The organism is Granulicella sibirica, assembly GCF_004115155.1.
Taxonomy (GTDB): Bacteria; Acidobacteriota; Terriglobia; order Terriglobales; family Acidobacteriaceae; genus Edaphobacter; species Edaphobacter sibiricus.
Genome location: NZ_RDSM01000004.1, coordinates 1 through 21,508 on the forward strand (window position 1 = coordinate 1; position 21,508 = coordinate 21,508).

Here is a 21,508-nt window from a genome sequence, read left to right on the forward strand (position 1 = left end):
CTTGAATGCCGCTGTGTGGTTCCGACGGGGACGTCTGCTCATTCCATCTCCTCTTTCAGGCCATCTTAGGCCACTTCAGACGAGATCCTCCACCTAAGCCCTTGTTCAGTTTCCCCGAGCCACCTCTGATGGAGCGTTGTGATCGATCCCTGTTGAAGGGTGAGCGTGACGACACGACCGGACGGATCCGCATCAGCGGCTGTGGCTCGGAGCGGTAGAAAAAATGCCAGTGGAATAAGCCAAGGAAGCTTCATATTTCGTTATCTCCTTTGAAGTTGATCGGTCAGGTGCTTTCGCCTTTCATATTGCCGTCGCACTGCCTCGACGTAAGCGACGACATCTGGATTGCGATACTCGAGGAGGCGCTTTCCAACCCATCTATCTCCGGCGTAATAGGCAGCGGCGACCAAACGCATCTCTCCGTGGAACTCCCACATCAGCGTTGTAACGTATCGCGTGCCAGCCGCAATGTTTTGCTCCGGATCGAAGGGCTGAGAAGCGCCAAAACGTCGTGCCGTGGCCGGCATCAATTGCATGACTCCCACCGCGCCTTTATTCGATACCGCACGGGGATTCCAGTTTGATTCCACGTCGATGAACGCTCCAATAAGCTCTGGTGGCACACGGTACTGGCGCGCGTAACGACCAACGCATGCTTCCTCGAAGCTCTTTGGGCTTTGTGAGAACGCAACGCTCGGCATGATAAGAAGAACTGCGAGGAGGGCGATATGCTTCACTTCGACACCTTTTGCTGCGTAGCCATCTTCTGAGCAAAGCGGGCACCGTCGTCGAGCAGGCTCTTGAACCCCTCCCGCAACATCAGGTGCCGTCTATCTTTTTCCGTCTTTGCAAGAAACGGCATCAATACATCACGGAGGTCTTCCGTAACTCGGTCGGTTCCGAGGAGTTCCAGTGCGCGAGCGAAGTCGATCATCTCGGAGACGGACGGCGGCTTCTCCAACGAGTAGTTGCGGAAAGACAGAGCGATCCCGGCGATCTCACGATGGAATGAATCGTCAGCCTCAGGCGTACGGCTCGCTATAATCTCGGCCTCTCGCTCCGGCGTCGGGTGTTCTACTCGGACATAGAGACTGCGTCTGCGGATCGGATCGCCAAGTCTTCGCTCCTCGTTGCTGGTGAGAACAACGAATGGGACACTGCGGGCGCGGACGGTTCCAAACTCTGGAATAGAGAGCTCCCAAACGGATAGGATTTCAAGCAACATTGCTTCAAAACCTTCATCTACTTTGTCCAATTCGTCGATCAACAAGACACAAGGGCGTTCACACTCGAGCGCACGCATCAGGGGTCCAGGCCGAAAGAAATTTCGGCCTATGAGGCTTGACTGGACAGACTTCCAATCTTCATGATGCCCTTTAGAAAACTCCATATAGATTCGCTGGAGGCCTGCATCGAAGCTGCCGATCGCCTGAGCTTCCGTGACTCCTCGATAGCATTGCAGCCGCTCTACGTGGGTGCCAGCAGCTGCTGCGACTGATAGGGCAAGTTGCGTTTTGCCCGATCCGGCCGGCCCTTCGAGCAAAAGCGGCTTCTGTAGCTTGCCCGCGAGGAAGACGACCTGAGTCATCACCGGGTCGATAAAGTAGCCGGTGGCGGTGAGTTTTGTTGAGAGATCTGCGAGGGAGTTAAACATCGGCACCCTCCAATTTGTTGTTTCCAAGACTGCCTGCCCGGCCCACTTCATTGATCTCGGTAGGCAGCAGGGGGTGACCATAGCCCTTAAACGATCTGGACCAGATGTCGGCTAGCGTAAACATGCCTGTACCCGCAAGAAGGAATAGAACGAACCTCATCGACGAAACCGGTCCGAAAACGCGCCACAGGATGGGGCCGGAGTGCATGACCACCCCTAAATCGAGAGTGGTCACCACCACCGCGATGGTGAAACTTTTTGGTCGTTGTCCCATAGCAGCCCCCTCAAGGTCGGCCTAGAATGCAATCGCTCAGGGACTCGGTCAAATCCAGAGCGTGGAATGAGGAACCGGTTCAAGCGGGTCGGGAGGAATGATTGAGGTGGACTGCGCCACGTAGCGGATACTGCTTTCGGAGCCATTCCGCGAAATCCTCAGGGTCGAATCGTATTGAGCTCGCAATCCTGAAGGAAGGTATCTGACCATTGGCGGCCATCTTATAAACCTGCTGAATGGAAACCCCGAGGATTGGCGCGACATCGCGCACGCGCAGGGCCTCGTTCTTGCTTTCGACCAGTTGAACCAGCTTCATGACAAGTCCTAGCCTTTCCCGGCAGTACATCTACCGGAAGTCGGTTGATCATGGGACGAGTTCGAAACTCGGTCAAATTGCCGATCGGCGCGCCCGTGGAGTGCTGCAAGAGCAAAAAGAGCGCCGAAGAATTCTTCGGCGCTCTCCAACTGAGCGGAACCAGGTCATGGGTTCAGGCAACGAATGCTGCCAACGCTCCTGCATTCACTTTGGCCAACGCGTCTCGCGACTGGATGCCTTTCAGATACACCATGGTGGACTTGATGCTGCGGTGTCCCATCCAGTTCTGTAGAGTACGAATGTCAATGCCGTCGCGCAGGTGTTGGGTCGCGAAGGTGTGCCGGAATTTGTGCAGGAAGATCCGCTCGCAGTATGGTCCCTGAGCACACTTGAATCCGCGCTCCGAGACGCACTGCCCGCAGTTCAGTTTGGCTCTCCGTGCCACCTTCTTGATGATTTCGAGATGGAGTGTATCTGGCTTCCCGACAGTGTTTGGGAACACCAGATCGGCCGCGCCCGCGCCACGCTCCTCCTTGAGCTGCTGCAGTTGTTCGATCATTGCAGTCGGTAGAGGCACTGCTCTCTCCTCATAGTTCTTCGGATTGAACTTCCAGATTGGCTTGGACGTGACCCGCGCTAGACTGTTTCGGAAGTCGAGATCGTACCAGGATAGGAACCGCGTCTCACGATTCCGGAACCCGGAGGTGAGAAAGAATTTGATCAGGAGCGCCTCGATGGGTGTGGCGACCCGGAGCATGGAGTGGATCTCTTCGGGTTCGTAAACGGGCCGGATGGTCTCGACGTAGTCGGGCCAGTCGCTGGATTCGATCAGCTTCTTGTGTCCGTGGCGCTTGAGAAGGGTGAGCACGGTCACCACCTTGTCGTACACCGAGCGGGCTGCGAGGCCATGGTCGAAACAGTAGCCGATGTATCGGAGGATATCATCCCGGTCGACCTCGTCCACATACGTCTTGGTGAACGAGTTCAGGAAGTAGTTCTGAAGAGCCGGCCGGTAGGTCCGAAAGGTCCGGAGGCTGCGCTGCTTCTTGCAGAACTCAAGATATCGATCGATAGCGACGACCATCGTCAGCCGACCGGGGTCCGGTTGTTCAGCGGCTACCAAACCTGGAGCTGGCGCCGGAGGCGCCGGTCGAATCTGTAGCTTCGGGAGCTCGACCAGGATGCCGGCCTTTCGGGCCTGGAGCTCAATGAACTTGGCGCGAGCGGCAGGAACAGCTTCCTCAAACTTCTCGATTGGCTGTCGGCGTTTCTTGCCGTCCTCGTACCACTCCAGATAGTAGCGGCCTTCCGGATGATGTTCGTCTTTGCCGTTGACTAGGACGTGATCCCGGACGATTTTGCCGTTACGCTCGATGACAGGGGCAAAGGGCCACTTGCCGTCGATCTTGATCATCTTGATGACGTTGACGCGGTCTGCATAGGTTCTTGTTCGAGCCATTATTTGTTCCTCCTTGGGGAGGACAAGTAACGCGAGATGCAGACTCGATCAAATATGGGTTCAGGACATCCAGTAAGTCATCCAGTAAGGCAGATAAACTGTTGAAAACAAAGGATCACTGGGATAGGGTAGCGCTCTAACCAACTGAGCTACGCGCCTGTGCGTTGTCTTAGTCTAAAGCATGGGGCGGGGTAGAGCAAACGTGCGATACCATGGTGAATTGAACCGTGGCCTTTCTCCGACAATTCCGTGCAGCCCCTAACCTCTTGACTCTGCTCAGGTTATTCATCATTCCATACCTGGTCATCGAGATTCTGGCGGGTCAATACCGGTTTGCGTTTGCACTCTTTTTGCTGGCTGGCGTGAGCGACGGGATGGATGGGTTGCTGGCGCGGTGGCTGGAGCAGAGGACGACCCTGGGGCTTTACCTGGATCCAATCGCCGATAAGCTGCTTTTGAGCACGCTTTTCCTGGTTTTGACGCATGTCGGGCTGATTCCTCAGTACGTGACGGTGCTTGTGTTCAGCCGGGATTTTGGAATTCTGCTCATTGCCACGCTGCTGTTTGCGACGGGAACGCTGCGAGATTTCCGGCCGAGTCTGCTGGGAAAGGCCAATACTCTAGTTCAGATTGTGGGATTGACGGTGATTCTGGCGGAAAAAGTCTTCAGGACGGGGTCTCCGGAGCTGGAGATGGTGAGTGTGGGGCTGCTGAAGGGGATCGCGATGCTGGCCCCGGTTTCGGCGGCGCAATATGCATGGATTGTGATTCGGCGTATCAGCGGGCCAGCGCAGGAGAGTGTTGCAGGTTGAAATTGTGTTGAAAACGGTGGACAGGATACGGGCCATTGCGTGGTAAAGCTGGTTGCGTGTGGGTCGGGATCGCCGTACACTATGGAGGCTGGCCGGATAATAACTTTTCTCATCCGGTGCCACTTCAGGATCGTTCTTCCCCTTTGCCTGAGACAGGAGCCGCGATGCTTCGCCTGACGAAAAAAGCCGATTATGGTCTGATGGCGCTCAAGTATCTGGCTGAGCAGTCGGCCAACGGGGCGCAGAGCGCCAAGGACATTGCCGAGGCGTACCACATTCCCCCGCAGTTGCTGGCGAAGATTCTTCAGACGCTCGCGAAGGGTGGGCTGCTGGTTTCGCATGCGGGAACGAACGGCGGTTATTCGCTTTCGCGCCCGGCGACCGAGATCACGGCGTTTGAGGTGATCCGGGCGATCGATGGCCCTCTCTTCATTACAAGCTGCATCACGATTCACGGAACGTGCGACCTGACGAGCCATTGCACCATCAAAGAACCGTTGCGCAAGGTGAACGACTCGATCAAAGACCTGCTGAGCGGGATCAAGATCGACGATTTGATTGAGACGGAGCCGGTTGGACAGATTGGGGCAGGTGCTCCGATGGGCGGCGGTCTTGTTTCGATCGCGCTTTAGGACGGAATTGGCACCGTTCGGGACAAGTTTTAGACCTTTGGATTGACAGGCGTTGCGCTGGCTCTGCCGGTGCTTAGGATCGGGTTTCAGAGACATTAGCTTCAGGGAGTTTTGGATGAGCGAAAAAGAGAACTGCGAGATCAGCAACAACGGCGAGATGAACGAGATGAGCAACACCGGCGTGATCATCACCCAGTCGGCGACGCCGCTACCCGAGGGTGTGTCGCTTCCGCTCTACATGGACAACCATGCGACGACGCAGATGGACCATCGCGTGTTGAATGCCATGCTTCCTTACTTCAGCGTGAAGTTCGGAAACGCGGCGAGCCGCAACCATGCGTTCGGCTGGGAAGCGGAAGAGGCGGTCGAGAAGTCGCGGCAGCAGATTGCGAAGCTGATCGGCGCGACGGCGAAGGAGATCATCTTCACCTCGGGCGCGACGGAGTCGAACAACCTTGCGATCAAGGGCATTGCCGAGATGTACAAGGAGCGCGGCAACCACATCATCACGCAGGCGACCGAGCACAAGGCAGTTCTGGATACGTGCAAGCGGCTGGAGAAGTACGGCTATCGCGTGACGTACCTGCCGGTGCAGGCGGATGGGTTGATCGACATCGAAGACCTGAAGCGGGCGATGGACGACAAGACGATCCTGGTCTCGATCATGTTCGCGAATAACGAGATCGGCGTGGTTCAGCCGATTGCCGAGATCGGCAAACTCTGCCACGAGAAGGGTGTGATCTTCCATACGGACGCCGTGCAGGCAGTCGGCAAGATCCCGGTCGACGTCCAGGCGATGAACATTGACGTGCTTTCGCTGACGGCGCACAAGATCTATGGACCGAAGGGTGTGGGCGCGCTGTATGTTCGCCGCCGTAACCCGCGCGTGCAGATTTCGGCACAGATCGATGGTGGCGGACACGAGCGTGGCATGCGTTCGGGCACGCTGAACGTTCCGGGCATCGTTGGACTGGGCGCGGCGTGCGAGATCTCCGGGCAGGAGATGGAAGCCGAGGCGGCACGTCTGACCGAGCTTCGCGACTACATGCAGGCGAAGTTCGAGAAGGCGCTGGACTATGTTCACGTGAACGGCAACATGGAGCATCACCTTCCCGGCAACCTGAACATGAGCTTTGTGTATGTCGAGGGCGAGAGCCTTCTCATGGGCATCAACGACATCGCGGTTTCGTCGGGGTCGGCCTGCACGTCGGCAACGCTCGAACCGAGCTACGTGCTCAAGGCGCTCGGACTCGGCGATGATGTGGCGCACAGCTCGATCCGGTTTGGGCTTGGCCGCTTCAATACGAAGGCGGAAGTGGACTATGTTTCGGATAAGCTGATCGACGTCGTGCTGAAGCTGCGTGAGCTTAGCCCGCTGTACGAGATGGTGAAAGAAGGGATTGACCTTACCAAGATCGAGTGGGCTGCGCACTAGGAATGATTGAGTTGTGATCGGAAGGGAGTAGAGCATGCATGACCTAGTAGTTGTCGGGGTCCCCCTTACTGTGATTCTTGCCGGGATTCTATTCGGCCGAATGGATATCAGAGAGGTTCGCGGCGAGATTTCTAATTTGCGCGGCGATATGAATCGGCAACATGCCGAGGTGATGGTTCGCTTTGGTCAAATCGATGGTGATCTTCGGCAGTTTTATCACCTGACCGGCAAGCTCGAGGCGCGGATAGATGCGCTCGAAAAGAGAGACTGACCCGGGACACTTTCAACGCGGCGACCGATTCGCCGCTGCGGCATCTAAACTGAAGCATCAGGAGAAACACCATGGCGTATAGCGATAAGGTAGTCGATCATTACGAGAATCCCCGGAACGTGGGTTCTATGGACAAGGGTTCGGACGCAGTGGGCACCGGCCTCGTCGGCGCTCCGGAGTGCGGCGACGTGATGCGTCTGCAGATCCGGGTCAATCCGGAGACGCAGGTGATCGAAGATGCGAAGTTCAAGACCTTCGGCTGCGGTTCGGCCATAGCCTCCTCCTCGCTTGCGACGGAGTGGGTGAAGGGCAAGACGATCGCGGAGGCTCTCACGATTTCGAACACGGACATCGTGAAGGAGCTTGCACTTCCCCCGGTCAAGATTCACTGCTCGGTGCTGGCGGAAGACGCGATCCGTGCGGCAATCGGCGACTGGAAGAAGAAGAACAACGTGGCCGAGACGGCGGATGCCTCGGTTGCGGTTGCAGCGCACTAAAGATTGAAGGCGGGCGTCCGGTTGGTCCCTTGAGGACCACCGGACGCCTTTTGTGTTGGAGGGCGATGAGATGGCGATGGTGAGTTTGCAAACGGCGGCGGAACGCGACGCGGAGCATGCGGCTGCGGCGGCTGGCGAAAAGAAGGATCCGCTTGCGGGGATGACCGTATTAACCGCAGAAGGACAGACGCCGGGGCAGAAGGGCATCCAGGTCACGCTGAAGGCGTTGAAGCGGATTCGGAATGCGATGGCGAAGGAGAACGTGTCGCCGGAGATGGGTGGATTGCGGGTTGGGATTACGGGCGGGGGATGCTCGGGGCTGAGCTACAACATCCGCTTCGACTCCCAGCCGCGCGAGCGGGATCGTGTGTATAGCTTCGATCAGGCTCCGCTTGGCATTGACGACGGCTCGCCGAACATTCGCATCTTCGTCGATCCGAAGAGCTTCATCTATCTGCATGGGATGGTGCTGGATTTCGAAGAGACCATCATGCGGCAGGGGTTCAACTTTATCAATCCGAACTCGACGAAGAGCTGTGGGTGTGGGTCTAGCTTTTCTTCTTAGTTTCGGCTCGGGGAAGTGGTTTGAAAGGGCGTGGCTTCGGCTGCGCCCTTTCTCTTTTTTGGCGTCAGGAGACGTTGCAGGTCGAGAGCGTTTGTGAAGGCATGGCCGAGAGCGGTGTTATCGAAGATGACCCAGACTTCGGTATCAGAAGAAAGCTCGGCGATGCGTTTGGCGAGGGTCGCGAGGTACGCCGGCTCGTAGTTTGAGTAGTAGGTGCGGGGTGAGCCGTGGAGGCGGAAGTAAGCCAGGCCAGACCAGCCTCCTGGGGTTGGTGGTTCTGCGGGATTGGCGTTGGGCTGGCGGGGTGGGTCGGCGGCTACGCGGGCGATGCGATGGTGGGTGAGGAGTTCGTCTGCATCGCGGGTGAACCAGGTGGCGTGGCGCGGTTCGAAGGCTATTTGGCCAAGAAAGCGGTCGCGGAGAGCCTCGAAGAACTCGGCTGCGGGGCAATCTTCGAAGCGGAGACTTGGCGGGAGTTGGACGAGGACGGGGCCGAGTTTTTCGCCAAGGGCGGCTGCCTCCAGGGCGAATGCGTCGAGGGCTCCTGGTGGGACGGTGAGCTTCGCTGTGTGGGTGATGGCTTTCGGGAATTTGACGGAGAAGCGGAAGGTGCCTGGCGTGGAGGCGGCCCAGCGTTGCCACGTCGTGAGGCGGTGGGGCTTGTAGAAGCTGGAATTGATTTCGACACAGTTGAGGACGTGCGCGTAGCGTTCGAGATGCGTGCCGGGAGCCGGGGCACCAGCTGCGTGGTCGCGGGGGATGGTCCAGCCGGCGGTTCCAATGCGGGGCATAGAAGTTCGATGCGGCTGGCGGGACTTAGAATGACGATATGGATTACTTCGAGTTTTTTTCGTTGCCGCGGAAGTTAGTCATCGATGTTCCGGCTCTGGAGAAGCAGTTCTATGTGATGAGCAGGCGCCTGCATCCGGACCGGTTCGCGGCGAAGCCGGTGGAGGAGCAGGAGGCGGCGCTGGCGCAGGCTTCGCTGTTGAACGATGCTTATCGCGCGTTGAAGGATCCGATCGCACGGACGGAGTACCTGCTGAAGCTTGAAGGGGTGGAGCTTGAGGAGCAGTCGCAACGGGCGACGGATGCGGCGAGGGCTTCAGGGACCGCGAAGAAGCAGTTGATTCCTCCGGAGCTGTTGGAGGAGGTCTTCGAGCTGAATATGCAACTGCAGGAGATGCGTATGGCGAAGGAGATGGGAGACGACGAAGATCCCCAGCTTCGCAAGGATCTGCTTGCGGCTCAGATGAACTTCGAAGGGATGCTTGCGGGAATCTCGGATGAACTTGAAGGTTTGTGGAGAGAGTGGGACAGGGCCGTCGACGCGGGAGATCGTTCGGTACTGGATGCGGCGAAGGCGGCGATGGTGGTTCTGCTGAACCGGCGGAGTTATGTGAGGAACTTAGTGCGGGATGTGGGAGAAGCGCTCGGCTAGAAGGCGCTGTGCCTGCTGCCTAAGTGTGTAGCCGGAAAAGCTGGGGTATACTGCAGCCATGCTTCCCGACGCGATTGCAGCTATCAGCCTTCCCTCAAATGCAGGGATTGGTGTGCGCGCAGGCGGCGTGGGTGGGCGTTCAGGGCTGTGTCGAGTAACCGGGAAGCTCCTCGGACGGCGTGAGCTGGCGCAGCTTTTGCCCCGATCGAGTGCCCTCGGGATCCAGGAAAGAAGTTGGCGCAATTTCTCCTAGCCTGTCGGCTGTTGTGGAACGACTGATCTTCTGATCCGTGGCTTCGCTGCTCGTCTGATGCGTGCTGAAGGAAAGCCCAGCTAGAAACTTTAGATATCTTCGATCGTCTTCAGCTCACTTTGCAGGTATTTTCTCGAGGCTTTTCGCAAGCCCCTCCGACGTATCGGTGAAGTATTGCAGATGCTCCCCTATTTCTCTCCTGGAGGCAACACTGTGCACACTTTGATTCGCCGGTTTACATTTTCCGCGACGTTGCTTGGGACGTTCATTCTTTTTGCTGGTGGCAGCACGCCTGGGTTTTCTCAGTCGCAATCGATCAACGGCACGATTCGCGGGATTGTGACAGACGCCTCGGGTGGGTTGATTGCAAATGCAACGATTACGATTACGAATCTCGACACGGGATATCACGTGACGGTGCAGAGCTCGGATGCCGGGGTTTATATCGCGGCCTCGCTGCCGATCGGGACCTATTCGGTGAAGGCGGAGGCGCAGGGGTTCGCGGCGGTGACGCAGAGTGGGATTCACCTGGACGCGGGTACGAGTGCGACGGTGGATGAGAAGCTGAATGCTGGCTCGGTTGCCACCGTTGTCGAGGTGACGAGTGATGCGCCGATCATTGAGCCGGCGCGGTTCGACATGGGGCGGACGATCTCAGTGGAGGAGACGCAGAACCTGCCGTTGACCTCGAGGAATCCTTATAACTTCATCTTGTTTCAGCCTGGGGTGAGTGGGCATCCGAATCCGGAGAACGGGATTCCTCGGACGGTGAACACGAACGGGTTGGTGGATCGAGTGAACTACCAGCTTGACGGGATGGTGGACACTGAAACTGACCGCTATGGGCTACGGCTGTTCGCTATCTCGGACTCGTATGTGCGGGAGGTGCAGACGATCTCTAACTCGGCGGCTCCGGAGTTTGGGAATACGGCTGGGATCGTCTACAACGTCATTTCGAATTCCGGTACGAACAAAGTGCATGGGCAGGCGCAATATATCTGGCGGCCCAAGGCGGCGAGCTCGTGCCCGCTGCTGCAGAACTGCGATCTTACGGCTGTGGGTGGGAAGGTGAAGCCGGACCTGCATGTGGATGATTTTGTCGGCAACCTCGGCGGGCCGGTGGTGAAGGATCGGTTCTTTCTGTTTGGGGCTTATGAGCATTTGAAGAGGGCGAATCCTACTGCGAACACGATCAATGTGGCGACGCAACAGGCTTTGATCGCTACTGGTGTGAGCGCTTCGGATTTCAACACGGCTCCGCAGGTGCAGAGGACGCAGTGGGTGGATGTGCGTGGGGATTTCATCATCAACAAGAAGAACTCGGCGTTTATTCGGTATAACTACTTCCGGAATAACTATCCGTTCAATACAAATGTGGGCGGGACGTTCGCGATCAGTTCGGCTTCGGATTTTCAGGACCGGGCGCATATCATCGGGGCGCAGGTAATTACAACGTTCACCGCCAACCTGCTGAATGAGTTTCGTGGGTCGATCCCTTACCGGAATGAGCACCATGTGCCGGATGCTCTGACAGGGCCAGGGCCGGCGATTTCGATTGCCGCTTCGGGGAGCTTTACGGCGGCTACGTTCGGAGGGCCAGCGGTGAATGGTTCGGGGGATAAGTACCAGGAGAAGATTCCGTCGTTCAACGACAACGTCACGCTGATCCATGGAGCGCATACCTATAAGGTGGGGTTTGGCTTTCAGAAGAACAACGATACGCAACTCGCGGATATCTTTACGCAGTTCAACTTCGCTTCTGTTGCGCAGTACATCAGCGCGAAGAGTGGCGCAACTCCGACGGCGTACTCGAGTGTGCAGGCTTCGATCGGACAGCCGGGTGCGGCGTATCACTCGGTGTTCTTCGACCTGTTCGCGCAGGATACTTGGCAGTTGCGGCGCGACCTGCTGGTGAGCTATGGGCTGCGGTATGACCAGTATCGGGCGCCTACGCCGCCGGCGGGTGAGCCGTTCAGCTACACGCAGAGCTTCCGGACCCCTGAGGCTAACTTCGCTCCTCGACTTGGGATTGCTTACTCGCCGATTCCTACGACCGTGATTCGGTTGAACGCGGGAATCTTCTACGAGTCGACTCCGACGAACACCTGGTATAACCCGCTCTATAACAATGGTGCCGCGGGGACGGGGTCGTTTATTGCTACGGTTTCGGGTGGTGGCGCTTGCTCGCCGAGCTTCCCCAATACACCGCAGACGGTGGCGGCGAATTGCCTTCCGACGCAGAGTATCTATGCGCTGACGCCGCAGTTCAAGAATGAATATGTCTGGAATGCGAACCTGCAGGTGGCTCAGCAGCTCACATCGAATGATCAGTTGACGCTTGGCTACACGATGACGAATGGGCGAAACTTTCAGTTTCTTCGGAATCTCAACCTGATCAATCCGACAAGTTTTCTTGCGGATGGGCGCCCGGTGTTCTCGACCACGGTTTCGGCGGCCACGCGGCTCGATCCGCGGTTCAATAACATCACGCTGATCGATACAGGATCGAATACGAGTTACAACGCGCTGACTGCGACCTATGAGCACAGGCTTTCGGCTGGGCTTACGACGAGTGCCTCTTATACGTGGTCACACTCGATCTCCGATACCCCGGAGGCGAACTCGTATGAGTTCTCGAATGCGATCGAAGACCCGACGAACCGGAAGCGGGATCGGGGGCCGAGCAGCGTGAATCGTCCGAACTCGATGACGATCAGCGCGGTGTATACGCCGAAGACGAAATTTGAAAACAAGTATGTCAACGGGATCTTTACGAATAACAACTTTGCGTTTCTCGGAAACTTTACTTCCGGCGATGAGCAGAATATTACCGTCAGCCCGCATTTGAACAACGACAGCCTTTCGAGCAGTCGTCCTTTGTTTGTCGGACGGAACTCGGTGCGGGCTCCTAAGATCGCGCAGGCCGATCTGCGGTATACGCGGACGTTCGCGACGATCAAGGAACGGTTTTCGCCGAAGCTTCTGATCGAGGGAAATAACATTCTGAATCATACAAATGTGACCTCGATCAATACGACGGCTACTGTTGTCACTGCGGCGAATAGTCCTTTGGGGCCGATTGGCACGGTGACGGCGCAGCCTTCGTTTGCGCCTACGAGCAGTGTGCTTGAGGCGAGGATTCTGCAGTTTGGGTTGAAGATAGACTTCTAGCATGGCTGAAGAAACGAAGGGGTTGAGCGGGTCGAAGACAAAGTCGGTGTTTCCGGCTCCGACGTATCGAACTGCGGTGTTGGCGCGCGTGTTCAAGGATGCGCAGAAGCACTTTGTCGATCCGCTTCTGGCGATCCAGTATGCGCATACGCTGATGCTCGGGCGGCAGGGGATCATGCGGGCTCCGGACGTGGCGGCTTGTCTGCGGGCGCTCGATGCACTCGATCTGGAGGAGATACGCACGGCGAAGTACGACGGTAGCTTTGAGGATTTGTTCTTCTTCATGGAGAGCAGGCTCGCGGCATTGTGTGGCCCCGACAATGCGGGGCGGATGCATACGGCGCGGAGCCGGAACGATATCGACCTGACGATGTACCGGATGGTGCTGCGGGATCTTCTAGCCAGGGTTGTCGGGGAGGTGATTGCGTTGAGGCGGGTATTGGTTGATCTGGCGTGGGAGCATAGGGCGAGCCTGATGCCGGCCTATACGCATAATCAGCCGGCACAGCCTACGACGCTTGGGCACTACCTGATGGCGATGATCGAGTGCCTGGAGCGGGATACGGCTCGGCTGAAGTCGGCCTATGGGCGGGTGAACCAGTGTCCACTGGGAGCGTGTGCGATTACGACGACGGGGTTTCCGATCGATCGAAAGCTTACGGCGGATTTGCTTGGGTTCGACGCGCTGCAGGTGAATTCGTATGGGGCGATCGCGGCTGTCGATTACCTGACGGAGAGTTGTTCGGTTGTGGCTGTCTGCATGCTGAACCTGGGACGGTTTGCGCAGGACCTGCTGCTTTGGAGTACGGCCGAGTTCAACTATCTGAGGTTGAGCGATGGGTACGTGCAGATTTCGAGCATCATGCCGCAGAAGAGGAATCCGGTGCCGCTCGAGCATGTGCGGGTGCTGGCGAGCCGGGCTATGACGCAGGCGCAGGCGGTGCTTGGGAGCCTGCACAATACGCCGTTCGCGGATATGAACGACGCGGAGGATGATCTGCAGCCACTGGTGTATACGGCGTTTGAGGACGCACTGCGAAGTCTCGAACTGCTCAGTGGAGTGCTGGGTGAGGTGGACTGGAATACGGATCGAATGGCCGCCGCGGCTCAGGGTAGTTTCCTGACGGTGACGGAACTGGCGGATACGCTGGTTCGGGAGACTGGGATGAGCTTCCGGGCAGCGCATGAGATTGTGTCGGAGGCGGTGAAGGAGCTGGCTTCAGGGTATGATCCGACGCGGATGGCGGCTGCGGTTGAGAGGCTTTTGCCTGCCGATGCGAACGTGGACGTGGGGGTGTTGCTGAAGGCTCTGGATGCTGGGAATTTTGTGAAGGTGAGGATAGTTCCGGGTGGGCCGGGGATGGAGGCACTGGAGCCGGAGATTTTGCGGGCGAAGAACGCGGTTGCGGGGGATGTGGAGTGGTTAGGCGAGGCTGGGGGGAGATTGGTGAGTGCGCGGGCGAGGATGCGGGCTGGGGTGGATGGGGTGGTGGGTCTGGGTTGAGCCGTGGACTATCCCTGGGAATGAGAGCTTGGTCACAAAGACGAAGCGGTTGGGCCTCTTACGTTCCCACCTCAGCCGACGGTGAGGCTGTCGGCGAAGATGGGGCACCCTCCTTGTCGTGGGCTCGGATAGCAAGGAGCACTAAAACTGCAGACGCAGATTCCCTTCGGAAGGACAACTAGAGGGCAACGGCAAATGCAAGATGAGCCGGGTTGGAGCTATGGCCTGATGAGGGCTTCGAGTTGCTGGAGGTGGTTGATGTCGTGGCCTGCGATGGTTTCGAGGACGTTCTGGAAGGTGATGTCGCCGCGTTCGGGATGGTGGGCGGGACGGGTGCGGTCTTCCGGGGTGATCGTTGTGAGGAGATTGAGATTCCAGGCACGGGCCGCGGTGAAGAGGGCCAGGGCGCTCGGGGTGTCGTAGGCGGCGTAGCGGGTGGACCAGGCGGTTTGGTCGAAGGGCTGGATTGTGTTTGGGGTTTCGGTTGGGGCGGCGAGGATCTGGCGGAGGCGGAAGGAGAAGGCTAGTTCGCAGTCGGCGAGGTGGGCGAGGATTTCGCGGGGGCTCCACTTGCCGGGTGCGTGGGGGGCTTCGAGCTGCTCGGGGGTGAGGGAGCAGGCGAGGGTGTTGAGGCGAGCGGCGGTGGTGGCGAGGATGGGGTCGGGGGACTGGCCGGCGAGCTGGGCAGAGTAGGGGTTCTTTTCCATGGGGCCACGGTATCACGATGGGTGTGACTTCATGGGGAGACGGGGAGGTATGGGTCTCCCACCTTAGCCGAGGGTGAGACTGTCGGCGAAGATGGGGAACCCGCGACCCGGGTCGTGAACAAGAGCAGCTAGGAGGCTGCGGGCCAGGGGTCGTATTCGCCTATTGCCCAGAGGTGGCCCTCGGGATCGCGGATGGTGAAGGCGGCTCCGCCGTAGGACATCTGCTCGAGGGGCTTGACGATGGTGGCTCCGGCGGCTACGGCCTGGGCGAAGAGGGCGGCGGCGTCTTTGACGAGGACGTAGGGGGCCTGGGTTTCGGCGAGGTCGATTTCGTCGGGCTGCTTGACGAGGTGGGCGAACTCGCCCTGACCGCTGTAGGAGCCGATCATGATCATGCCGTCGCCTAGGGTGAGTTCGGCGTGGGCTACGGTGTTGTTCGGGCCTTCGTAGACGGCTTTCTTCTTGAAGCCGAGGGCTGCTTCGAGGAAGGCGATGGCGGCGTGCGCGTCGCGATAGCGGAGGGACGGGATGATGGTGCTTGGCATGGGGCTCCTTTGAGCGAGTCCGCGCTGGCTAACCTGCATCCCATTAGAGCGGCCCGGTTCAGGGGGATTGTAGGACAATAGAAGAGATGATCCAAGGCTGATTTTGTTGGGCCGTGGGCGACGGAAGGTTTCTGATTATGGCGGATGTGCGTGTGGTTGGTATCGACCTGGGGACGACGAACTCCCTGGTTGCGTTTATGCAGGGAGATACGCCGGTGGTGATTCCTGGCGAGGATGGGGAGAGGCTTGTGCCCTCCGTTGTGGCGTGGACGGAGGATGGGGTTGTTGTGGGGAACGCGGCGCGGGGGACGCTGCTGAGCGATGCTTCGAATGCGGTGTACTCGGCGAAGCGGCTGATGGGGCGCGATGTCGAGGACGTGCAGGAGGAGCTGAAGCTGTTTCCTTTCCGGCTGGCGGAGGGGTTGAAGAAGGAAGAGGTGCTGCGGGTGAGCGTCGGGGGACTGATGATGACGCCTCCGGAGATCTCGGCTTATGTGCTGCAGCAGTTGAAGAAGAATGCAGAGCGATTTTTCGGCGGGGTCGTGACGAAGGCGGTGATTACTGTTCCCGCCTACTTTAACGATGCGCAGAGGCAGGCTACGAAGGATGCGGGGCGGATTGCCGGGCTCGAGGTGCTGCGGCTGGTGAATGAGCCTACGGCGGCAGCGCTGGCGTATGGGTTGGATAAGAAAAAGGACGGCGTGATTGCGGTTTACGACTTTGGGGGCGGGACGTTCGATGTCTCGATTCTGAAGCTGCATGAGGGGATCTTCGAGGTGATCGCTACGGGTGGGGATACGCACCTGGGTGGGGATGACATCGACAACCTGTTGATCGCGATTGCTCTGGACGATATTGCCGGGGATCTTGGCGTCGATGTGCGAGGCAACGGGGAAGTGGTGCAGGCGGTTCGCAAGTCCGTGATCGAGGCGAAGATTCTGCTTTCTTCGGAGGAGACGGCGCGGCTGGATATTGCGCTGCCTGAGGGGAAGAGGTATCTGCGGGAGATTACGCGGGGACAGTTCGAGGAGCTTTCGGCAGGGGTGATTGGACGGACGGCGGGTCCGGCGAAGCAGGCTCTGAAGGACGCGGGGTTGTCGGTCGAGCAGATCGATGAGGTGGTGCTGGTTGGGGGATCGACGCGGATTCCGGCGGTACGGAAGCTCGTCGATGAGGTGTTTGGGCTGAGTGCGCGAGGGAAGAAGCCGCATACGGAGCTGAATCCGGATGAGGTGGTGGCGCTGGGAGCGGCGGTGCAGGCGCAGATTCTTGCGGGTGGTTCGAAGGCTACCGAGGATTTGCTTCTGCTGGATGTGACTCCGCTTTCGCTGGGTATCGAGGCGCTTGGTGGGGTGGTTGCGAAGATTATTCAGCGGAACTCCACGATACCGGCGAGCGCTGTCGAGCACTTCACGACCGGTGTTGACGGGCAGACGAATGTCGCGATCCACGTGGTGCAGGGCGAGCGTGAGATGGCGAAGGACTGCCGGTCGCTGGCGCGGTTCGACCTGAAGGGGATTCCGCCGATGGTGGCGGGTCTGCCGCGGATCGAGGTGAAGTTCCTGATCGATGCGAACGGGATTTTGCATGTGTCGGCGCGGGAGCAGAGGAGCGGGCAGGCGGCTGAGGTTGAAGTCAAGCCGACGTATGGGCTGACGGACGAGCAGGTGGAGACGATGATTCTCGACTCGTTCGACTTCGCGGAGCAGGATCTGGAAGAGCGGCAGGTGATCGAGGCGAAGAACGAGGCGGATACGATCCTGACTGCTGTCGAGAAGGGCAAGAAACACGAGGCGTGGCAGATGCTTTCGGCGGACGAGATTGAGAAGATCGAGCAGAAGGCGAAGGAACTGCAGGCGTCGCTGACGGGTGGGGACTTCCGGGTGATCCGGAGGGCTATCGAGGGATTGGATAAGTCGACGACGCGGTTTGCGGAGTTGATGATGGATTCGGCGGTAGGTGGCGCGCTGCAGGGGAAGACGATGGGCGCGGCAGGTGAGAGCATGGGAGCAGGGCCGAGTGCGCCGCATCCGTTTGCGAAGGCTGATTTTGAAGAGACGCCGAAGCCGGTCGATCCTGCTGAAGGCGATGACAAGACGGATAAGTAAGGCAAGTCAGGTTCAGGAGAAGAGCGATGAGTAGTGTTGTGACGGAGAGTGTTGTGGATACATCGAAGCCGGTAGCTGATGGGTTCGTGCGAGTGACGTTTCTGCCTGAGGGCAAGACGGTTGAGTTCAAGTACGACACGATGCCGTATGACGGGCATGGGCTGCCGATGTCGTTTCTTGATGTGGCGGAGAACTATGGGATCTTTCTCGATCATGCTTGTGGCGGGGTGTGTGCTTGCACGACGTGCCATATCCATGTGAAGGAAGGCGCGAAAGGCATCAGTGAAGCGGAGGACCTGGAGCTTGACCGGATGGAGACGGCGGCGGATATCCAGTTGAACTCGCGGCTTGGATGCCAGGCGGTGATCGAGAAGCCGGGGACCTATGTTGTCGAGATTCCGAAGTGGAATCGGAATTATGTGCAGGAAGGCAAGCCTTCCCATGGGCCGGGGGCTTAGCAGGCTTGGTCGTGCATCTTACGGATGGTCTGGGTTGTTCTAGGCCTCGGACCTTAAGGAGTACGACTTGATGAAAGCTTCGTTCGGTGTGGTTTTGGCTGCGGCCCTGGTTTCCGCTTCCGTTGCGTATGCCCAGGGCAGCGCTTCGGATGCGGATAAGGCATTCGTTGGGAAGGTCTCGCAGGGCGGGCGGTACGAGGTCGAGGCGAGCAAGGTTGCGCTGATGAAGGCGCGGGCGCAGGACGTCAAGGATCTCGCCAACTCCGAGGTGCATGACCACGAGCTCGTGAACAAGAAGCTCAAGATGATTTCGGCGACAGAGCACGTGGCGATTGCGCCGGCTTTGAACGCGGAGTTTTCCGGGAAGCTGGAGCATCTGCGTGGGCTCTCAGGGGCTGACTTCGATGCGGCCTATCTGAGCGATATGGCCGAGATCCACGACAAGGACGAGAAGCTGTTCGCGCAGGAAGCGGTGAACGGCGGCGCGGCGGATTACAAGGATTTTGCGGCCGAGACGGATCCGATTGTGAAGAGGCATATCGGGGCGCTGCACGGGACCGATTCCAAGTAGCTCGTCAATTTGCGAAGTGGCCGCGCTGGAGGCTCCGGTGCGGTCGTTTTGTTTTGTGGGTCGGGTAAACTTGAGGTCTGGAGGTAGTTCGATGGCGCGTGAGATCGACTGGACGGACACGGAAGAGATTGGAATTCAGTTGCAGGAGAAGTTTCCGGAGGTTGAGCCGTATTCGGTGCGGTTTACGGATCTGCACAAGTTTGTGACGGGGCTGGATGGGTTTGTGGGGGATCCGGGGAAGTCGAATGAGGGGCTTTTGGAGGCGATTCAGACGGCTTGGAACGAGGAGTATGAGGACGCCAAAGGTCTTTAAGCACACCGGCCCCGGATTCCACCTCTGAAGTCAGGTGAGTAACCCAGGGCCGGTTCGGACAGGTCTGATCTTACGCGGGGGTGAGCACCGACGTCTCGTTTGAGATCGCTTCCCCGAGACCCAACTCCACGTCCGGCAGCGGAGACTGCGGGAAGTAGGCGTTCATGAAGTACTGGCCGAGCATGCGGTGGGTGTTGAAGAAGGTTCCATTCATGGCGATGCAGGACTGCTGCATCCGCGCCCATGCCATTGGCCTCTGGTACAGGGGAGCAATGGAGTTCTCGAGCTTGTCGTAGAGGCTCTGGGCTTCTGCAGCCTCGGTATCGCCATCATCGATCGCCCAGCCGGTGACGTCTTCGGCGCAGCCTTCGATCCACCATCCATCGAGAATGCTGAGGCTTGGTACGCCGTTGAGCGCGGCCTTCATGCCGGATGTGCCTGAGGCTTCGTAGGGGCGGCGGGGAGTGTTTACCCAGACGTCCACGCCCTGCGTGAGCTGTGCGCCAAGCTCCCAGTCGTAGTTCTCGAGATAGATGATCCGGAGAGCGCTTGAGTTGAGCTTCTGGGCTGTCTCGAAGACATCCTTGATGAGACCCTTGCCTGCCGTGTCTGCCGGATGCGCCTTGCCTGCGTAGAGAATTTGCAGGCCGCCGATCTTACGTGCGATCTTGAGGAGCCGCTTTGGGTCCTGCAGGAGAAGGCTGGCGCGCTTGTAGGTGGCGACGCGGCGGGCGAAGCCCAGGGTGAGGACCTTCGGATCGAACTGCTGTCCGGTCCGCTCGGCGACGAGCTTGAATAGCCTCTGCTTGCCGAGGTGGTGACAGTTCGAGATGCGTGCAGGCTCGATTCCGTAGACCGACCGGAAGTACTGGTTGTCGTGACGCCAGGCCGGAATCTCTTTGTCGAGGAGATCCTGCAGGGCCTGCGAGGTCCACGTTGCGGCGTGCACGCCGTTGGTGATCGAGTGGATCGTGTAATCCGGGAACATCTCCTGCGAGACCTTGCCGTGCTGCATCGCGACGCCATTGACGAAGCGCGAGAACTTCAGCGCCAGGTAGGTCATGTTGAGCAGGCCGTTATGCAGGCAGCCGAACCGCTCGATGGTCGCCGAGCGTTCGAGGCCAAGCACCGTTTTCGCCTGGTCCATGCCGAACTGGTCATGGCCCGCCGGAACCGGCGTATGCGTGGTGAAGACGCACTGCTGACGAACTACGTCGGCATCCGCGTCCGTTGCCTCACTCAGCGATTTCTCGCCGATCTGCTCCTGCAGCAGGGCCAGCGTCAAAAAGGCCGCGTGGCCTTCGTTCATGTGGTAGACCATCGGCTTGCAGCCAAGGTCATGGAGAAGCGCCGTGCCGGCGAGCCCGAGCACGGCCTCCTGGCACAGGCGGTAGTAGGTGTCTCCGCCATAGAGATGATCGGTCAACCGGCGATCCCACAGGTCGTTTCCTTCGACATCCGTATCGAGCAGGAAGACCGGGATGACGTGCCCTACGGCTCCGACGACGTCGAAGCGCCATGCCGTCACCTTGATGGGCCGGTTCTGGATCGTCACCGTGACGGTCTTGGCGGCGCTGGGCAGGGTCGTCTCGGGGGTCCAGGCCACGTCGGTCTCGGTCTGCTGGCCGCTGGCATCGAGCATCTGGCGGAAGTAGCCCTTGCGATGCACGAGCGATACCGCGACCATGGGGGCGGCTGTATCTGCGGCTGAGCGCAGCGTGTCTCCGGCGAGCATGCCGAGGCCGCCTGAGTACGTCGGCAAGGCGGGCGAAAGCGCGATCTCCATCGAGTAGTACGCGATTGTCCTGGTCGTCAGATCAGGGCAGGCGGCGTTCTTGTCGATCAGGGGCGTAAACGCCGCCGGGGGTTCTGGAACGGTCGTCGTGGAGGACTGAGGAGTTTTCGCAAGAGTCATAGGGTATTCGCTGATCCTTTACGTGCCAGTTGCCTACGTGCCAGTTGCCGCGCCGTGCTCTGATTGCGAAAGGAGACAACAAAACGGCTCCCGGAGCTTCGCCTGCCCGCACACAGCAGGTCGTCGTCGAATTTCCGAAAAGCCGTCAATGCAACAGATCAAATCGCGGACACGGTCAGTCTACCAACTCCCGCCGCGAAGTCATCCGACCAATTCGGGGAATTTACGTCACTTTGACCACGTGATAAGCCGTGGAAATCCACAAACAGGCCACTTAGCGGTCTGTCGAGATGAATCCAAACTTCATCGCGAACCCCAAGACTCCGGCCAAAACCACTGCGATCGTCGACCACAGACCCGCCGCTTTGATCTGCCTCATCACTACCTCTATCAGGAGAACGAGCGCGTAGAGAAGAAGCATCAGGAGGAGCCCATCCCACAGAAAGCTGCGGGTATGGGTGGCGTCGGAGGCAAGTACCGTCACGACGTTGAACGGATGCAACAGGAAGCTGCCCAGAGCAAACGTCACCAGGAAGAGGAAGAACTGGAGGAACACGGAGAGAAACCTGCGCATCGTCTTGAAGCCCTCCTGATGGAATGTACCGCA

22 protein-coding genes are annotated in these 21,508 nt (G+C 58.7%); 13 read left to right on the plus strand and 9 right to left on the minus strand.

All coding sequences use genetic code 11. The features are described from left to right. Positions 1-260: 260 nt before the first annotated feature. From GRAN_RS21590 to GRAN_RS21605, 4 genes are all read right to left on the minus strand, one after another. A complete protein-coding gene (locus tag GRAN_RS21590; RefSeq protein WP_128915156.1) occupies positions 261-737 on the minus strand; it encodes a lytic transglycosylase domain-containing protein in 477 nt (158 codons plus the stop codon). After that, a complete protein-coding gene (locus tag GRAN_RS21595; protein WP_128915157.1) occupies positions 734-1,735 on the minus strand; it encodes an AAA family ATPase in 1,002 nt (333 codons plus the stop codon). The genes GRAN_RS21590 and GRAN_RS21595 overlap by 4 nt, the downstream gene beginning before the upstream one ends. A gap of 272 nt (positions 1,736-2,007) precedes the next feature. Beyond that, positions 2,008-2,244 (minus strand): helix-turn-helix domain-containing protein, encoded by a 237-nt coding sequence (locus GRAN_RS21600; RefSeq protein ID WP_161571096.1) that lies wholly within the window; start codon positions 2,242-2,244, stop codon positions 2,008-2,010. 172 nt (positions 2,245-2,416) lie between these two features. After that, positions 2,417-3,703: a tyrosine-type recombinase/integrase gene (locus GRAN_RS21605; RefSeq protein ID WP_128915159.1), complete on the minus strand. Its 1,287-nt coding sequence runs from the start codon at positions 3,701-3,703 to the stop codon at positions 2,417-2,419. A gap of 266 nt (positions 3,704-3,969) precedes the next feature. Here GRAN_RS21605 and GRAN_RS21610 point away from each other — a divergent pair, with 266 nt between their 5' ends. From GRAN_RS21610 to GRAN_RS21635, 6 genes are all read left to right on the plus strand, one after another. After that, a complete protein-coding gene (locus tag GRAN_RS21610) occupies positions 3,970-4,515 on the plus strand; it encodes a CDP-alcohol phosphatidyltransferase family protein (protein WP_241655071.1) in 546 nt (181 codons plus the stop codon). A gap of 164 nt (positions 4,516-4,679) precedes the next feature. Then, positions 4,680-5,147, plus strand: a complete 468-nt coding sequence (locus GRAN_RS21615) for an RrF2 family transcriptional regulator (RefSeq protein ID WP_128915161.1) — start codon at positions 4,680-4,682, stop codon at positions 5,145-5,147. 157 nt (positions 5,148-5,304) lie between these two features. Then, on the plus strand, positions 5,305-6,582 hold the full coding sequence (locus GRAN_RS21620) for an IscS subfamily cysteine desulfurase (protein ID WP_277751247.1): 1,278 nt from the start codon (positions 5,305-5,307) through the stop codon (positions 6,580-6,582). 34 nt (positions 6,583-6,616) lie between these two features. Next, positions 6,617-6,853 (plus strand): hypothetical protein, encoded by a 237-nt coding sequence (locus GRAN_RS21625; RefSeq protein WP_128915163.1) that lies wholly within the window; start codon positions 6,617-6,619, stop codon positions 6,851-6,853. Positions 6,854-6,924: 71 nt separating this feature from the next. Next, a complete protein-coding gene (gene iscU / locus GRAN_RS21630; protein ID WP_128915164.1) occupies positions 6,925-7,350 on the plus strand; it encodes a Fe-S cluster assembly scaffold IscU in 426 nt (141 codons plus the stop codon). Positions 7,351-7,420: 70 nt separating this feature from the next. Beyond that, positions 7,421-7,915: a HesB/IscA family protein gene (locus GRAN_RS21635; protein ID WP_128915165.1), complete on the plus strand. Its 495-nt coding sequence runs from the start codon at positions 7,421-7,423 to the stop codon at positions 7,913-7,915. Here GRAN_RS21635 and GRAN_RS21640 read toward each other — a convergent pair. Then, positions 7,912-8,706, minus strand: a complete 795-nt coding sequence (locus tag GRAN_RS21640) for a DUF72 domain-containing protein (protein WP_128915166.1) — start codon at positions 8,704-8,706, stop codon at positions 7,912-7,914. The two genes, GRAN_RS21635 and GRAN_RS21640, sit on opposite strands and share 4 nt — an antisense overlap. Positions 8,707-8,744: 38 nt before the next feature. Between GRAN_RS21640 and hscB the strand changes: the two genes are divergently transcribed. The 3 genes from hscB to argH all read left to right on the plus strand — a co-directional run bounded on the left by hscB (position 8,745) and on the right by argH (position 14,284). Beyond that, the gene (hscB, locus tag GRAN_RS21645) at positions 8,745-9,356 is read left to right on the plus strand and encodes a Fe-S protein assembly co-chaperone HscB (RefSeq protein ID WP_128915167.1); all 612 of its coding nucleotides are present in this window, start codon (positions 8,745-8,747) and stop codon (positions 9,354-9,356) included. 466 nt (positions 9,357-9,822) lie between these two features. Further along, complete coding sequence (locus GRAN_RS21650) at positions 9,823-12,780, plus strand: TonB-dependent receptor (protein WP_161571097.1); 2,958 nt, start codon at positions 9,823-9,825, stop codon at positions 12,778-12,780. 1 nt (position 12,781) lies between these two features. Continuing rightward, a complete protein-coding gene (gene argH / locus GRAN_RS21655) occupies positions 12,782-14,284 on the plus strand; it encodes an argininosuccinate lyase (protein WP_128915169.1) in 1,503 nt (500 codons plus the stop codon). Positions 14,285-14,502: 218 nt separating this feature from the next. On the opposite strand, the gene GRAN_RS21660 is transcribed toward argH, so the two are convergent. Next, entirely contained in the window at positions 14,503-14,991 is a 489-nt protein-coding gene (locus GRAN_RS21660) for a DinB family protein (protein ID WP_128915170.1), read from the minus strand. A gap of 128 nt (positions 14,992-15,119) precedes the next feature. Beyond that, on the minus strand, positions 15,120-15,536 hold the full coding sequence (locus GRAN_RS21665; protein WP_128915171.1) for a VOC family protein: 417 nt from the start codon (positions 15,534-15,536) through the stop codon (positions 15,120-15,122). Between the two features lie 137 nt (positions 15,537-15,673). Here GRAN_RS21665 and hscA point away from each other — a divergent pair, with 137 nt between their 5' ends. From hscA to iscX, 4 genes are all read left to right on the plus strand, one after another. After that, positions 15,674-17,644 carry a Fe-S protein assembly chaperone HscA gene (gene hscA, locus GRAN_RS21670; protein ID WP_128915172.1) on the plus strand — a complete coding sequence of 657 codons (1,971 nt, stop codon included), beginning with the start codon at positions 15,674-15,676 and terminating at the stop codon, positions 17,642-17,644. A gap of 26 nt (positions 17,645-17,670) precedes the next feature. Then, positions 17,671-18,102: a 2Fe-2S iron-sulfur cluster-binding protein gene (locus tag GRAN_RS21675; protein WP_128915173.1), complete on the plus strand. Its 432-nt coding sequence runs from the start codon at positions 17,671-17,673 to the stop codon at positions 18,100-18,102. Positions 18,103-18,172: 70 nt separating this feature from the next. Beyond that, entirely contained in the window at positions 18,173-18,673 is a 501-nt protein-coding gene (locus GRAN_RS21680; RefSeq protein WP_128915174.1) for a DUF4142 domain-containing protein, read from the plus strand. Between the two features lie 91 nt (positions 18,674-18,764). After that, on the plus strand, positions 18,765-18,986 hold the full coding sequence (gene iscX, locus GRAN_RS21685; RefSeq protein ID WP_128915175.1) for a Fe-S cluster assembly protein IscX: 222 nt from the start codon (positions 18,765-18,767) through the stop codon (positions 18,984-18,986). A 70-nt stretch (positions 18,987-19,056) separates the two neighbouring features. On the opposite strand, the gene glgP is transcribed toward iscX, so the two are convergent. Together glgP and GRAN_RS21695 are read right to left on the minus strand one after the other, a co-directional pair. Continuing rightward, a complete protein-coding gene (glgP, locus tag GRAN_RS21690) occupies positions 19,057-20,901 on the minus strand; it encodes an alpha-glucan family phosphorylase (protein ID WP_128915176.1) in 1,845 nt (614 codons plus the stop codon). A 274-nt stretch (positions 20,902-21,175) separates the two neighbouring features. Next, complete coding sequence (locus GRAN_RS21695; protein WP_128915177.1) at positions 21,176-21,475, minus strand: hypothetical protein; 300 nt, start codon at positions 21,473-21,475, stop codon at positions 21,176-21,178. Between the last annotated feature and the right edge of the window lie 33 nt (positions 21,476-21,508).